The following is a 13,997-nucleotide window of genomic DNA, read 5'->3' as shown; positions in this document are numbered from 1 at the left end:
GATTGATTATTAAAAGGCACTTCGGTGCCTTTTTTGTATTTACAGGAATGTAAGGAAATCGGTTTTAGGGAGGTATATTCACCAAGCCATTAATAATAGACGCATAAAGGGCAAGATAATTCGCTGAACTGGCTCACCTTTTGAAATTAATTTTAAAAAAAATGATTTTTTTTACTTGTTGCCCTTGAAACCTAAAAATAGCCCCTTATATATGAAGTATGAAACGGACACTGCAATGCTGCAGAGAGTCAACTAAACAAATAAAACATTAATAAATGTGGAGAAAGTAAAATGGGTAAAATTATTGGTATTGATTTAGGTACTACAAATTCATGTGTTTCTGTACTGGATGGTGATGTAGCTAAAATCATTGAAAACGCAGAAGGTGAACGTACTACTCCTTCAATCATTGCTTACACAGACGGCGAAACTCTAGTAGGTCAACCTGCTAAACGTCAATCTGTTACTAACCCAACAAACACTTTGTTTGCAATCAAACGTCTTATCGGTCGTCGTTTTGAAGATGAAGAAGTACAACGTGATATTAAAATCATGCCTTACAAAATTGTTAAAGCTGACAATGGCGATGCATGGGTTGAAGCACACGGTGAGAAAATGGCACCACCGCAAATCTCTGCTGAAATTCTTAAAAAAATGAAGAAAACAGCTGAAGATTACTTAGGTGAGAAAGTATCTGGTGCAGTAATCACAGTACCTGCTTACTTTAACGATGCACAACGTCAAGCAACTAAAGATGCTGGTCGTATCGCTGGTCTTGATGTTAAACGTATCATCAATGAGCCTACAGCTGCTGCATTTGCTTACGGTGTTAACAATACTAAAGGTGATAGCACTGTTGCTGTATACGATTTAGGTGGTGGTACTTTCGATATCTCAATCATTGAAATTGATGAAGTAGATGGCGAGAAAACATTTGAAGTATTAGCTACAAACGGTGACACACACTTAGGTGGTGAAGATTTCGATAACCGTTTAATCAACTACATCGTTAAAGAATTTGAAAAAGAGCAAAGCTTCGATCTAACTAAAGATCCACTAGCAATGCAACGTGTTAAAGAAGCTGCTGAAAAAGCAAAAATTGAGCTTTCTTCTGCACAACAAACAGATATCAACCTGCCATACATCACAGCTGATGCATCAGGTCCTAAACACTTAAACATCAAAGTAACGCGTTCTAAACTAGAGTCTCTAGTTGAAGATATGGTTAAAGCAACACTTGAGCCATTACGCATTGCACTTAAAGATGCTGACCTTTCTGTTGGTGACATCGATGATGTTATCTTAGTAGGTGGTCAAACACGTATGCCATTAGTACAAGCTGCTGTTGCAGAGTTCTTTGGTAAAGCTGCACGTAAAGACGTTAACCCAGATGAAGCGGTTGCAATGGGTGCTGCGATTCAAGGTGCTGTACTTTCAGGTGACAAAACTGACGTTCTACTATTAGACGTTACACCGTTATCTTTAGGTATCGAAACAATGGGTGGCGTATTAACGAAAGTTATCGAGAAAAATACAACTATCCCAACGAAACAGTCACAAACATTCTCAACAGCTGAAGATAACCAAAGTGCGGTAACAATCCACATTCTTCAAGGTGAGCGTAAGCGTGCTGCAGACAACAAGTCTCTAGGTCAATTTAACTTAGAAGGTATTCGTGCAGCGACTCGTGGTACGCCACAAATCGAAGTAACTTTCGATATGGATGCGGACGGTATCTTACATGTATCTGCTAAAGATAAAGATACAAACCAAGAGCAAAAAATTACTATCAAATCAAGCTCAGGTCTATCTGACGAAGAGATTGAAAAAATGGTAAATGATGCTGAAGCGAATGCTGATGCGGATAAGAAATTTGAAGAAGTAGTAACAGCTCGTAACCAAGCAGATGCGATGGTTCATGGTACTAAGAAACAAATTGAAGAAGCAGGTGATGCATTACCAGCTGATGAGAAAGAGAAAATTGAAGCTGCAATTGCTGAAGTTGAAACTGCAAGCAAAGGCGAAGATAAAGCTGAAATCGAAGCTAAAACTCAAGCCTTAGCTGAAGCTTCTCAAAAACTAATGGAAATTGCTCAACAAAAAGCACAAGCAGGCGAAGCCGGTGAAGCACAGCCAGAAGCTGAAGCTAAACAAGACGATGACATCGTTGATGCTGAGTTTGAAGAAGTAAAAGACGAGAAAAAATAATTGGGTAACCCCTAATTAGCAGTATCGTATCAGCTCGCGGGTTATGGATTTATCTATAATCCGCGCGTTTGTTTTGAACAATACCAATTTCAACAACATGAAGCGCCTCAATAACGGAATCTGAGTTGAACTGGGTATAAAAAAAGGTTTGAGAACTGACCATGTCTAAACGTGATTGTTATGAAGTACTTGGTATCGGCCAAGATGCTACAGAGAAAGAGATTAAAAAGGCTTATAAACGCCTGGCGATGAAGTACCACCCAGACCGTACTAAAGGTGATACTGCGCTAGAAGAAAAATTCAAGGAAGTAAAAGAAGCTTACGAAATTCTTAGCGATCCTCAAAAAAGAGCAGCATTTGACCAATACGGTCATGATGGCGTTAATCAACAAGGCCATGGCGGCGGCGGTGGTTTCGGCGGTGGCGGTTTTGACGATATATTCGGAGATATCTTTGGCGGTGGTCGTCGTGGTGGTGGCCAACGTGCACAGCAGGGCTCTGATCTACGCTACAACATGGAGCTGACTTTAGAAGAGGCTGTTAAAGGTATCTCTAAAGAGATCCAAATTCCAACGTTAGTGCATTGTGAACAGTGTAATGGTTCGGGTGCTAAAAAAGGCACTGATAGTAAAACCTGTGGTACTTGTCATGGCCAAGGCCAAGTACAAATGCGCCAAGGTTTCTTTGCTGTTAATCAGACATGTCCAACCTGTCGTGGTAAAGGTAAAATCATTACAGATCCATGTAACAAGTGTCATGGTGAAGGTCGTTACGAGCGCAGTAAAACATTATCAGTTAAGATTCCTGCTGGGGTTGATACGGGCGACCGCATCCGCTTAAGTGGTGAAGGTGAAGCTGGAGAGCACGGTGCACCTGCTGGTGATTTATATGTGCAAATGAATGTACGTCCACACGATGTATTTGAGCGTGATGGTAACGACTTATATTGCGAAGTGCCAATTAGCTTTACAGAAGCTGCATTAGGTGGCGAAATCGAAGTCCCTACTTTAGATGGGCGCGTAAAATTAAAAATACCAGCAGAAACACAAACGGGTCGTATGTTCCGTATGCGTAATAAAGGTGTTCAATCGGTACGTAGTCATTCTACTGGTGACTTGATGTGTAAAGTAACTGTGGAAACACCTGTGAAACTTTCTATCAAGCAAAAAGAGTTATTAAAAGAGTTTGAAAACTCCCTGTGTTCAAGCAGTAGTAAAAAACATAAACCTAAGTCAGAAGGTTTTTTGAATAGCTTAAAAACATTTTTTGACGATATCAGTAAATAATATCGGTCATATTTGAATGTAATCGATACTATTTTTCGTATTTTTAAAAAAGGTCACTTTCGAGTGACCTTTTTTTTTGTATTTTATTGGAAATAGTTTGCTATGATGTCGCGCTAGCTAAATTGTATTATGAAAGATAAATGCTTTAAATTTGCATTTTTATTCATTTCATATGCATTGTAAGCATAAAAACTAGCAGAGAGTGGCAATAGTTTACTCTGGCTCTATAAGTGAGATAAAAAATTAGGTAGAGTTGCTCGTTGCAAAATTGATGCTCAACAATATTAGTAAGTTATTCAGGATATTATGTTTGTTAACAAAGTACATGAACAACAGAAAGTGGCAGTATCAAACATATTAGTATTAACCTGTTTAATTTATGAGTTAAATTTTACTCATACGGAGAAGTTTAGTGATAAATATCCTGCTGGTCGATGACCATGAATTAGTACGTACAGGGATAAGCCGTATCATTGATGATGTTCGAGGCATGAAAGTAATTGGCGAAGCTGAAAGCGGAGAAGAAGCTGTAAAGTGGTGCCGTAGTAATGAACCAGACGTAATTTTAATGGATATTAATATGCCTGGTATCGGTGGATTGGATGCAATGAATAAGATTTTACGTATCAACGAAGATATTAAAATCATTATGTTAACCATGCATACTGAAAATCCATTTCCAACAAAAGTAATGCAAGCAGGTGCTGCTGGTTATCTCAGCAAAGCTGCTTGCCCAGAAGAAGTGTTAAATGCAATCCGTGCAGTCAATTCAGGTCAGCGTTATTTAACGCCTGAAATTGCCCAACAGATGGCGTTATCACAACTGGCACCAAGTAACGAAGATCCATTCCGTGTTTTATCGGAACGTGAGTTACAGATCATGATTATGATCACCAAAGGGCAGCGTGTTGTCGATATATCTGATCAACTTAGCTTAAGCTCTAAAACGGTTAACAGCTACCGTTACCGTTTATTTGATAAATTAGGGGTTCAGGGAGATGTTGAATTAACACATCTTGCCATCCGTTACGGCATGTTAGATGCTGATACGCTTTAAACTTTCCATTTTGAAATGATATATTAGGCATCTATTTAGATGCCTTTTTATTATATGCAGTGATCTCACTTATGACTAAATTCGATTCAGACGCTTTTCTAAAAACCGTGACCACCGAACCTGGTGTATATCGGATGTTTGACGATAAAGATGAAATTATCTATATCGGGAAAGCTAAAAACCTTAAAAAACGTCTGAGCAGTTATTTTAGCCTGACTCAAAAGCATCCTAAAACCCTAGCTTTAGTTAGTCATATTGTACGTATCGAAGTGACGATTACGCATACAGAAACCGAAGCTTTGATTCTTGAACACAACTTCATCAAGCAACACAAGCCTAAATACAATGTTTTACTGCGCGATGATAAATCTTATCCTTATCTATTCTTAAGTGACCATAAGCACCCGCAGTTGACCTTAGTTCGCTCACAAAACAAAAAACGTAAAGGCACCTATTTTGGCCCTTATCCAAGTGGCGGTGCAGTTCGTGAAAGCTTGCATTTAATGCAGAAATTATTTCCTATCCGTCAATGTGAAGATAGTTATTATAAAAATCGTTCTCGACCTTGTTTGCAGTACCAACTAAAACGTTGTTTAGGGCCTTGTGTTAATGCAATGCCTGAACAGGAATATACACACCAAGTTGAGTTGGCGACGGCATTTTTGCAAGGTAAAAGCCAAGGTGTTATTGAGCAACTAGTAACCGAGATGGAAGATGCTAGTGTAAGTCTAGAGTTTGAAAAAGCCGCGGTAAGGCGAGATCAAATTCAATCCTTGAAAAAAGTACAAGAACAACAATGGGTGAGTGGTGAGGTAGAGCAGCTAGATGTATTAGGTTTTGCTTATCAACATGGTGTCGCCAGTATTCACATGTTGTTTATTCGACAAGGTCGAGTGTTAGGCAGTCGTAATTACTTTCCTAAGGTACCTAAAAACTCGACTCAAGAAGAGGTGTTAAGTAGCTTTTTAAGCCAATTCTATTTATCGGGCCAAAATGGCCGAGCAATACCACGAGAAATACTGTTAACCGATGACTTTGCAGACCGTGAAATATTCGAAGAATTATTTTCGGAGCACAGTGGTTATAAAACTAAATTAAAAATAGTAATGCGTGGTGAGCGTTTACGCTTTACTAAGTTAGCTAAAACCAATGCTACAGTCGCGTTAAGTACGCATTTAAGCCAACAGAAGTCGATTCTACAACGTTATAACCTCCTAGAAGAAAAGCTAGAGTTAACTTCTCCTATTCAACGTATGGAGTGTTATGACATCTCTCATATGATGGGCGAAAAAACCGTAGCGTCTTGTGTTGTGTTTAATCGAGAAGGCGCCAAAAAATCTGATTACCGTCGCTTTAATATCACCGGTATCACACCCGGCGATGATTATGCTGCAATGGGACAAGTTTTAGCTCGCCGATTTAAAGACGTGCAAACTGCAGAAACCACTCCTGATATCATTTTTATCGATGGCGGGTTAGGGCAGTTAAGCCAGGCAGAGACTATTATTAGCTCTTTAGAGCATAATTTTCCTGAGAAGTACCCATTACTTATTGGTATTGCCAAAGGCGTTGCCCGTAAAGCAGGTGAAGAAACATTAATACTTGCTGATAGTCATGAAATATTAGAAGTTGAAAGTGACTCTCCGGCATTACACCTTATTCAACAAATTCGTGATGAGTCACATCGCTTTGCGATTATGGGACATAGACAGCAGCGAGATAAAGTTAGACGTACGAGTACGTTAGAAGGGATTGCTGGCGTTGGCGCGAAACGCCGGCAAATGTTGCTAAACCACTTTGGGGGCTTACAAGGTGTGAAGTCGGCGAGTATTGATGAATTATGTAAATTAAACGGTATTAGTAAAAGTTTAGCTGAAACTATTCATGAAGCTTTACATCATTAATCATATTTAAAAGCTGGTTTTAAATAATCATCGGCTAATAAAATATAAATTATATTTCTCATAACAAGTAGTGAGTTCATTTTATTACTTATTTTATGAGTTAAGCATTTGCAAAAGCTAAGCATAAAGTGCCAAAATAAGCAGGCATAGCCTAAAGGATATATCAATGCTTAACATACCAAATATACTAACCTCTTTTCGAATTTTATTAATCCCAGTTTTTGTCATTATTTACTATCTTCCAAGTGTATGGGCAGCTGCTGCCGCTGCATTTGTATTTTGGTTAGCAGGTGTCACAGATTGGCTCGATGGCTATTTGGCACGTCGTTTAAATCAACAAACACCGTTTGGTGCCTTTTTAGATCCCGTTGCCGATAAAATAATGGTTGCCGTTGCATTGGTGATGATTGTTGAGCATTACGCTGTTATTTGGATCACTATCCCCGCGATGGTGATGATTTGTCGAGAAATTATTATTTCTGCTCTGCGTGAGTGGATGGCTGAATTAGGGGAACGAGGCATTGTTGCCGTTTCTTGGATTGGTAAAGTGAAAACCGCATCACAAATGTTAGCGTTATTTTTATTAATATGGCAATACTCTGTGGCAATGGAGTGGGCTGGTTTTGCATTCTTGTATATTGCAACAGCATTAACTCTTTGGTCTATGATCGTTTATTTAAAAGCAGCTTGGCCATTACTAAAAAAAGGTAATGAAGTAAAAGGTGATTAATTTCACTTATATTGATGAATATCTCGCCGCTTAGGCTAAAAAAGCGGCGAACAGAGTAAAAGAAGTAAAAAAGTCGATAAATAGTATTGACTCATTGTGAAGAATCATTAGAATGCGCACACATCGAGAGGGGAAACAGTTACTGCTTCTTCTTGAGATAAGCATAGTGATGCGGTACTAGCTCAGTTGGTAGAGCACAACCTTGCCAAGGTTGGGGTCACGAGTTCGAGTCTCGTGTACCGCTCCAAATGTTTTGGCGGAATGGCAGAGTGGCCATGCAGTGGATTGCAAATCCATCCACCTCGGTTCGACTCCGGGTTCCGCCTCCATTATAGAATTTGCCCGGGTGGTGAAATCGGTAGACACAACGGATTTAAAATCCGTCGCTTAATAGGCGTGCCAGTTCAAGTCTGGCTCCGGGCACCAATTCTATAAATAAACCAGCTATAGGCTGGTTTTTTTATGCCTAAAATTTGAGTTAAATAGTGCTAAACTTGTTTTCCTCCTAGTCCCTTATTACTTCAAAAATTATTTACTTGCATTTACTTTGAACACCATTAGCAGCTAGCAGTATTTTTATTTGAAATATACGTTCAATTCAATTTATACCCGTAACATTAAATAATGTGATCTAAATTTTCTCAGAAAAATAACTTCGTTAATAATCTATCGGAGAATAAAAATATTCATTCTTTAATAGTTGTTCTATCTACTAAAATTACAATAAAGAAATAAGTATTTTAACAAGTAAAATAGATAAGCTCATTAATGTAACTGGTATTACCTCACCCTTGGCTAGTTGAGCTTTGATCTGTGCATTAAAGTAATTATTGTTTTCTATTGTAAGATTAATTAGGTAATTTATTATTTATAAAGGGATAATTGTCGGTTTTTTTTACATCCATTTATAGGTACTTATTTCTTTTTTTGTATCTAATTGAAACTAAAGAGGTATTAATTTTGGCATAGATTGTGCTTTGTTTAGTCATTAAATAAATATTAATGGATTAGCCTAAGTGAAACCAATATTGGTTAGGTTAGGTAAGTAGCAAAAGGAATAATTTATGATCAATTCAAAGAAACTGTTAACAACTATTTCAGCAGGCTTATGCTTAATGTCTGCATTTATCTCACCAATTACACAAGCAACTGTTATTAGTTCTTCACCAGATACTATTGTGAGTGTTTCTGCTGATGGCGATGAGAATTCGGTAGGTACAGTTAACAGCGGGTCTTTAAGCAGTTCTGAGTTAATTGTACGTGAGCGTAAAAATACCTCTCAAGAATCATTACGTATTGCTACTTTTTTTGACTTTGACTTAAGTTACCTAACGGCAAGCGATGTTAATAATAATGCCTTTTCTGCTGTATTCAGCATCGATTTTGTTTCTACTGTCAATAATAAAAACGCAATGGGTGTATTGTTAGGTGAAGTAGAAAGTGCTTGGACTGATACTGCAGGCTCTTTACCATTATACGAATGGGCTGACTTATCAACTAACCAAACAACAGTGGTTAATAACGTTAAAACAGCGTCATTTGATACTTATACGTTAGATGTAACAAGCACGATTCAAGATTGGATAAATGGTGTGTCGGATAATTACGGCTTTGTATTATTTGCAGATTCAACAGTTTATCAAGGTGCTGGTTTTAATAACGCTTCATTAGTAGTTAACGTACCCGCTCCTTCAACTATTGCTATTTTCGGATTAGCGTTAGTAGGATTATCATTAGCCCGTAAAGCTAAAAAACAGTCTTAACTAGACAAGTTTACTTTATTGAAAAAGCACTGATCATTAAGGTCAGTGCTTTTTTGTTTTACAAATACTAAAAATATTTGTAATGGGGATTGTCGACTTTTCTATTATCTGTGACATTAATTTTTTTTCTGAATAAATAAACCAACAATAATTAATATGAGTCCGATAATCGTTGCCGGATAGATAGTCTCTCCAATAATAAAGTTGAGTAATAATAGAGAAACAAAAGGCGAGATAAAAATAAGATTACTGATCTTACTGGTACTTTCCGCATATTTAAGTGCTGTTAGCCAAGCTACAAAAGCTAAGCCCATTTCAAATAATCCAATGTAGGTCGCACCTAACCAACCTTGCCAAGAAGTCATGGTTATGTCGTCAAATATAATGACAGAGACTAAGATCATCGGCAAACTACACAGGAAGCATAGTGACAAAGAGGCGATAGGATCTGCATCATTCTTGCTATTAAATATCCAATAGCAAGCCCATAAAATAGTACTTAATAAAGCTAAGCCAACACCTAAAGGGCTTACAAAATCGAGAGTTAATAAGTCGCCCTTAGTAGCAATAATTAATGCACCCAGATACCCCAAAGTAATCGCTATTATGTCATTCCTACGCAATTTTTGCCCTAACACTGGTACCGCTAATAGGGATAAAGTAATGGCCCAAGTGTAATTGAGTGATTGCGCTTGTTGTGCAGGTAGTAGGTCATAGGCTTGAAACAATAGGGAGTAATATAAAAATGGATTGATTGCGCCCATCAGTAGGTAAAAGTATGGGGCTTTTAAAAAACTCTCTTTTAATAAGTTAATTTTACCTTGTTGGTAGCAAATAATTAATAATACTAAGCTACTCACTAAACTTGCCACTGACAGCATTTGTAAGGCACTAAAATAGATAAGTGTGACTTTAAATGCAGTAGCAACGGTAGACCACATAAGCACAGCTAATAGAGCAAAAAGAGTCGCTGTTTTTTGATTTTTAATCATCCTTGATCCCCGCGAAGGTGAGTGTCGTATCTATTGGTTATATTATTTTTTTGTGTATTTTTGACTAGATTAAGTTTTTGATATTAAATCTAAAATCTTTTGTAGGCTAGTTATTTTATTTTCATTCACTTTAAAGTGAAATTATTCAGATAGTAGGACGGTCGATTAATACTGTTACCGAAAAAGTAACTGTATTAATCTATTTTATATTGCAGGTTATTTGATTATTTTACCAAGTTCTGTCGCAATAAACTCTGCGATCCAGCTTTGCGCTTTAACATTAGGATGTAAACCATCATTTTGCATCCATTCTGGTTTTGTGATGACTTGCTCTAAATAAAATGGCATTAATGGAGTGTCTGTTTGTTCACTTAACCTTGGGTAGATGTCTGCAAAGGCTTGCCCATAACGTTTTCCATAATTTGTTGGGACACGAATTTGCATTAATATCGGTTTAGCATTTTGCGCTTTTATTGTTTCAATTATCGCATTTAAATTTTTACTAATAATCGTTGGAGAAAATCCACGTAATCCATCATTAGCCCCTAATTCAACTAATACATAATCGGGTTGATGTGTTGTTAATAGACCTGGTAATCGTGCGAGACCATTACCACTTGTATCGCCAGAAATACTGGCATTTATTACATTAATTTTTTGATTTTGCGCGCTGAGCTGTTCTGGTAATAATACAGGCCAGCTTTCTTCAACTGGTATTTTATACCCGGCGCTTAGGCTATCTCCAACAATTAGTAACGTGTTACTGTTGGCTGCAGATGAAAAAATAAGCAACGAAAATATTAAGGAAACGAGTTTAATCATGAGTCAATCCATTATAAATGTTGAAAATATTACTAAATCGGTGATTAGTAATGATAACGAACTGTCTATCCTAAAGGGGATCTCCTTTAACATCAATGAAGGAGAGTCTGTTGCTATTATGGGAACGTCTGGTGCGGGTAAATCAACCATGATGAGTCTATTAGCTGGATTAGATCTGCCAAGCTCAGGTTCAATCAGTCTACTGGGCTCAATTATTTCCGATATGGATGATGAACAACGAGCTAAAATGCGAAGTGAATCAATCGGGTTCGTTTTCCAAAACTTTTTACTGATACCTTCATTGAATGCATTGCAGAACGTTACTTTGCCGATGTTATTACGTGGCAACGAAGATCAAGAAGATAATGAACGTAAAGCAAAAAAATTACTAGCAGAGGTAGGTTTATCTGGACGAGAAACTCATTTACCAACCCAGTTATCTGGTGGTGAGCAACAACGTGTCGCATTAGCTCGCGCTTTTGTTACCCAGCCTAAAGTCTTATTTGCTGATGAACCTACTGGAAATTTAGACCAAAAAACGGCAAAGACCATTGTTGAGCTGCTATTTGCGATGAACAAAGAGCAGGGGACAACATTAGTACTAGTGACACATGATCCTGAACTGGCGAAAAGGTGCCAACGTACTTTAATTATGAATGCAGGCCAATGTCAGGAAAGCGCATGAAAACAAACAAAATGATAATTAGCTGGAGCTGGCGAGAGATCTGGTCTGGTCAGTTATGGCCTGTGATGGTCGCGTTAACCTTGATCATTGCTTGTGTTGTTGCCTTATCAACTTTAGCGTTACGTGTTGAAAAGGTCATGACCAATCAAGGACGTGATCTGTTAGCTGCAGACTTAGTACTAAGATCTTCTAATCCTATTCCCGAATTATTAGTAGAAAAAGCGCAAGATGCTGGTTTAACTATTTCATCTCAAAGTCGTTTTCAAACCATGGCGTTTAGTGATGAAAAATTACAGCTAGTCACGGTGAAAAGTGTTGAAAGCAGTTATCCATTGCGTGGTTCATTAACCCTTAGAGATGCAAATCAATCGGCTAAAAACCAAGTCAAAGCCGGTGAATTATGGCTTTCTCCTCGTTTATTTTCAATCTTAGAAAGTAAGGTGGGAGACATCATTGCCATTGGTGATGCCGAACTCCCGATCACTGGTGTGATAGAAGAAGAGCCAGAGTTAGCTTACAACCCATTTAACAGCATCCCTAATGTGTTTATTCATAGTAGCGATCTAGATAAAACCGGGGCGATTCAGATCGGCAGCCGTGTACGTTATCGCTTATTTATTAATGGAGACCCTACTTCATTAGCTGCTTTTCAAGAAAGTTATGAATTACAGCCTGGAGAGTCGTGGGTCGACCAAAATAGAGAAAGTCGTGCCGTACGCTTAATGGATAAAGCCAAGCAATATTTATCTCTCACCATTTTAATGGTGATATTGATGGCTGCGGTGACGCTTATTTTAACTTGTCTACATTATGTACGAAACCGCAGTGAAACTGTGTCGATGTTAAAAAGTATGGGCTCAAGTCGTGCATGGTTACGCACTTGGTTAACCACACAAGTGTTGATCATGTTTATTAGTGCATTTGTGGTTGGTAGCACATTAGGGCTGTTACTAGAATATTTATTACGAGTACCTTTGGCGGATATTCTCCCTCAGGAGTTACCTAATGTAGGTGTGCAACCTTTCTTATTCGCTTTGGGTGTTGCACTGTGCATTGGATTACCGGCGTTATTGATTCCATTAACACGTTTATTGGATGCGCCTGCGATTAATGTTATTCAAAAGCAATCTGTAACATACAGTAAAACGAGCTGGTGGTTATTGTTACTTCCTTTCACTGCGTTAGTCGTGTTTTATGGTGGTAATAAATTAGTATGGATGGTGTTAATCGGTTTATTAGTGCTATTTGTTGTGTTGGCTGGCTTGAGTTATGGTTTTCTACAGTTATTGAGCAAGCTAAAGTGGGGAGCCGCCTTTAGTCTTGCTTTAAGTCGTATCAGCCGCTCGCCAAAAAATAGCATGATGCAGCTCGCTGCTTTATCTGGTTCATTGATGTTAGTCGCATTGATTTGGTTGGTGAAAAGCGATTTGTTGGGGGATTGGCAGCAAACCCTAGCACCAGATGCACCTAATGTATTCTCTATTAATATTAGCCCAGAACAACAGCAAAATTACTTACAAGAGCTGGATAAATCAGGGTTACCACACAGCGATGCTTTTGCCATCATTCGTGGACGTATTACTAAAATAAAAGGTCAGGAAACTAACGAGTTAGCTGCTTACCAAGATCCAGAAGTGCGCATCTTAAAACGAGAAGTAAACTTTACATGGATGGATCAGCTTCCTATTTATAACGAGGTGGTTGCTGGTGATTGGACCGGTGAAAAAACCGTATCGGTAGAACAAGAAGTAGCTGAAGAGCTGGGTTTACAAATTGGCGATACGATGACTTTTGAAGTCAATAGTCAGCCTTTTACTGCTACGGTTAATTCATTAAGAGCGGTAGAGTGGCAAAGCTTAAAACCTAACTTTGTATTTATCTTTAGTAAGGATGCTGTCGCTAATTTACCGTCTACTTGGATGGTTAGTTTCAGAGCGGAAGAAGATCAAACTCCTTTGGTTAATGAATTAGCGCGAGCTTACCCAACTGTTACCTTATTGGATTTACGTACCATGGCGACTAAGGTGCAAAGTCTGCTAAGACAAATATCTTGGTCATTAACTGGATTGGCTGCATTAGGGGTAGTGGCAGGTATTCTCTTAATTTTTACTTTATTACGTTTGAGCTTAAGCGAACGTAAAAGAGAGATAACGCTTTACCGCACACTAGGAGCAAGTAAAAAACGCATTAGCCACACATTATGGGCCGAGTATGGATTATTGGCGTTAAGTGGAGGTTTTGTTGCTGCGATTGCTGCAGAAGTCATTTTATCTGCATTAATGATTTGGGGATTCGAGCTATCACCACAGTGGCATCCAAGTATGTTTATTGTACTGCCGGTACTGGCTATGATTGTGGTATTCGTTAGCTTACGCTCAGTGATTAAAAGCTTAATGAAACCATTACGTTAAGTGCTTCAAGATTAGCTATAAATAAATACGGTTTTTACTTTTGTAAAAGCCGTTTTTTATTACCAGTAATCAAATGTTTGATAATAATGGTCATGACGAGTGTGTCTATTTTGATTTGCTTTAGATACTTGTTTGAGTA

10 protein-coding genes and 3 tRNA genes are annotated in these 13,997 nt (G+C 38.2%); 11 read left to right on the top strand and 2 right to left on the bottom strand.

Features of this window, described 5'->3' with window-relative positions; all coding sequences use genetic code 11:
• Positions 1–291: 291 nt before the first annotated feature.
• The 9 genes from dnaK to OW492_RS16375 all read left to right on the top strand — a co-directional run bounded on the left by dnaK (position 292) and on the right by OW492_RS16375 (position 8,948).
• Positions 292–2,208, top strand: a complete 1,917-nt coding sequence (gene dnaK, locus OW492_RS16415) for a molecular chaperone DnaK (protein ID WP_290041561.1) — start codon at positions 292–294, stop codon at positions 2,206–2,208.
• Between the two features lie 161 nt (positions 2,209–2,369).
• Positions 2,370–3,494, top strand: coding sequence for a molecular chaperone DnaJ (gene dnaJ, locus OW492_RS16410; protein ID WP_290041559.1), 1,125 nt, complete (start codon positions 2,370–2,372; stop codon positions 3,492–3,494).
• Positions 3,495–3,906: 412 nt separating this feature from the next.
• On the top strand, positions 3,907–4,551 hold the full coding sequence (gene uvrY / locus OW492_RS16405) for a UvrY/SirA/GacA family response regulator transcription factor (protein WP_290041557.1): 645 nt from the start codon (positions 3,907–3,909) through the stop codon (positions 4,549–4,551).
• A 71-nt stretch (positions 4,552–4,622) separates the two neighbouring features.
• Complete coding sequence (gene uvrC, locus OW492_RS16400; RefSeq protein WP_290041555.1) at positions 4,623–6,455, top strand: excinuclease ABC subunit UvrC; 1,833 nt, start codon at positions 4,623–4,625, stop codon at positions 6,453–6,455.
• 166 nt (positions 6,456–6,621) lie between these two features.
• The gene (gene pgsA / locus OW492_RS16395) at positions 6,622–7,185 is read left to right on the top strand and encodes a CDP-diacylglycerol--glycerol-3-phosphate 3-phosphatidyltransferase (protein ID WP_290041553.1); all 564 of its coding nucleotides are present in this window, start codon (positions 6,622–6,624) and stop codon (positions 7,183–7,185) included.
• A 171-nt stretch (positions 7,186–7,356) separates the two neighbouring features.
• Positions 7,357–7,432 (top strand) — tRNA-Gly (locus OW492_RS16390).
• An 8-nt stretch (positions 7,433–7,440) separates the two neighbouring features.
• Positions 7,441–7,514, top strand: a tRNA-Cys gene (locus tag OW492_RS16385).
• Between the two features lie 11 nt (positions 7,515–7,525).
• Positions 7,526–7,611: transfer RNA gene (locus OW492_RS16380), tRNA-Leu, on the top strand.
• A gap of 638 nt (positions 7,612–8,249) precedes the next feature.
• Positions 8,250–8,948 (top strand): PEP-CTERM sorting domain-containing protein, encoded by a 699-nt coding sequence (locus OW492_RS16375; protein WP_290041551.1) that lies wholly within the window; start codon positions 8,250–8,252, stop codon positions 8,946–8,948.
• 116 nt (positions 8,949–9,064) lie between these two features.
• Here OW492_RS16375 and OW492_RS16370 read toward each other — a convergent pair whose 3' ends face one another.
• Both OW492_RS16370 and tesA read right to left on the bottom strand, forming a co-directional pair.
• Positions 9,065–9,940, bottom strand: a complete 876-nt coding sequence (locus OW492_RS16370) for a DMT family transporter (RefSeq protein ID WP_290041550.1) — start codon at positions 9,938–9,940, stop codon at positions 9,065–9,067.
• A gap of 216 nt (positions 9,941–10,156) precedes the next feature.
• Positions 10,157–10,762 carry a multifunctional acyl-CoA thioesterase I/protease I/lysophospholipase L1 gene (gene tesA / locus OW492_RS16365; protein WP_290041548.1) on the bottom strand — a complete coding sequence of 202 codons (606 nt, stop codon included), beginning with the start codon at positions 10,760–10,762 and terminating at the stop codon, positions 10,157–10,159.
• On the opposite strand from tesA, the gene OW492_RS16360 reads away from it, so the two are divergent.
• Complete coding sequence (locus OW492_RS16360; protein WP_290041546.1) at positions 10,761–11,447, top strand: ATP-binding cassette domain-containing protein; 687 nt, start codon at positions 10,761–10,763, stop codon at positions 11,445–11,447. The two genes, tesA and OW492_RS16360, sit on opposite strands and share 2 nt — an antisense overlap.
• Positions 11,444–13,858 (top strand): FtsX-like permease family protein, encoded by a 2,415-nt coding sequence (locus OW492_RS16355; RefSeq protein WP_290041544.1) that lies wholly within the window; start codon positions 11,444–11,446, stop codon positions 13,856–13,858. The genes OW492_RS16360 and OW492_RS16355 overlap by 4 nt, the downstream gene beginning before the upstream one ends.
• The last annotated feature ends 139 nt before the right edge of the window (positions 13,859–13,997 follow it).

The organism is Psychromonas sp. 14N.309.X.WAT.B.A12 (assembly GCF_030397575.1).
Classification (GTDB): Bacteria; Pseudomonadota; Gammaproteobacteria; order Enterobacterales; family Psychromonadaceae; genus Psychromonas.
This window is presented reverse-complemented; position numbering and strand designations above follow the sequence as displayed.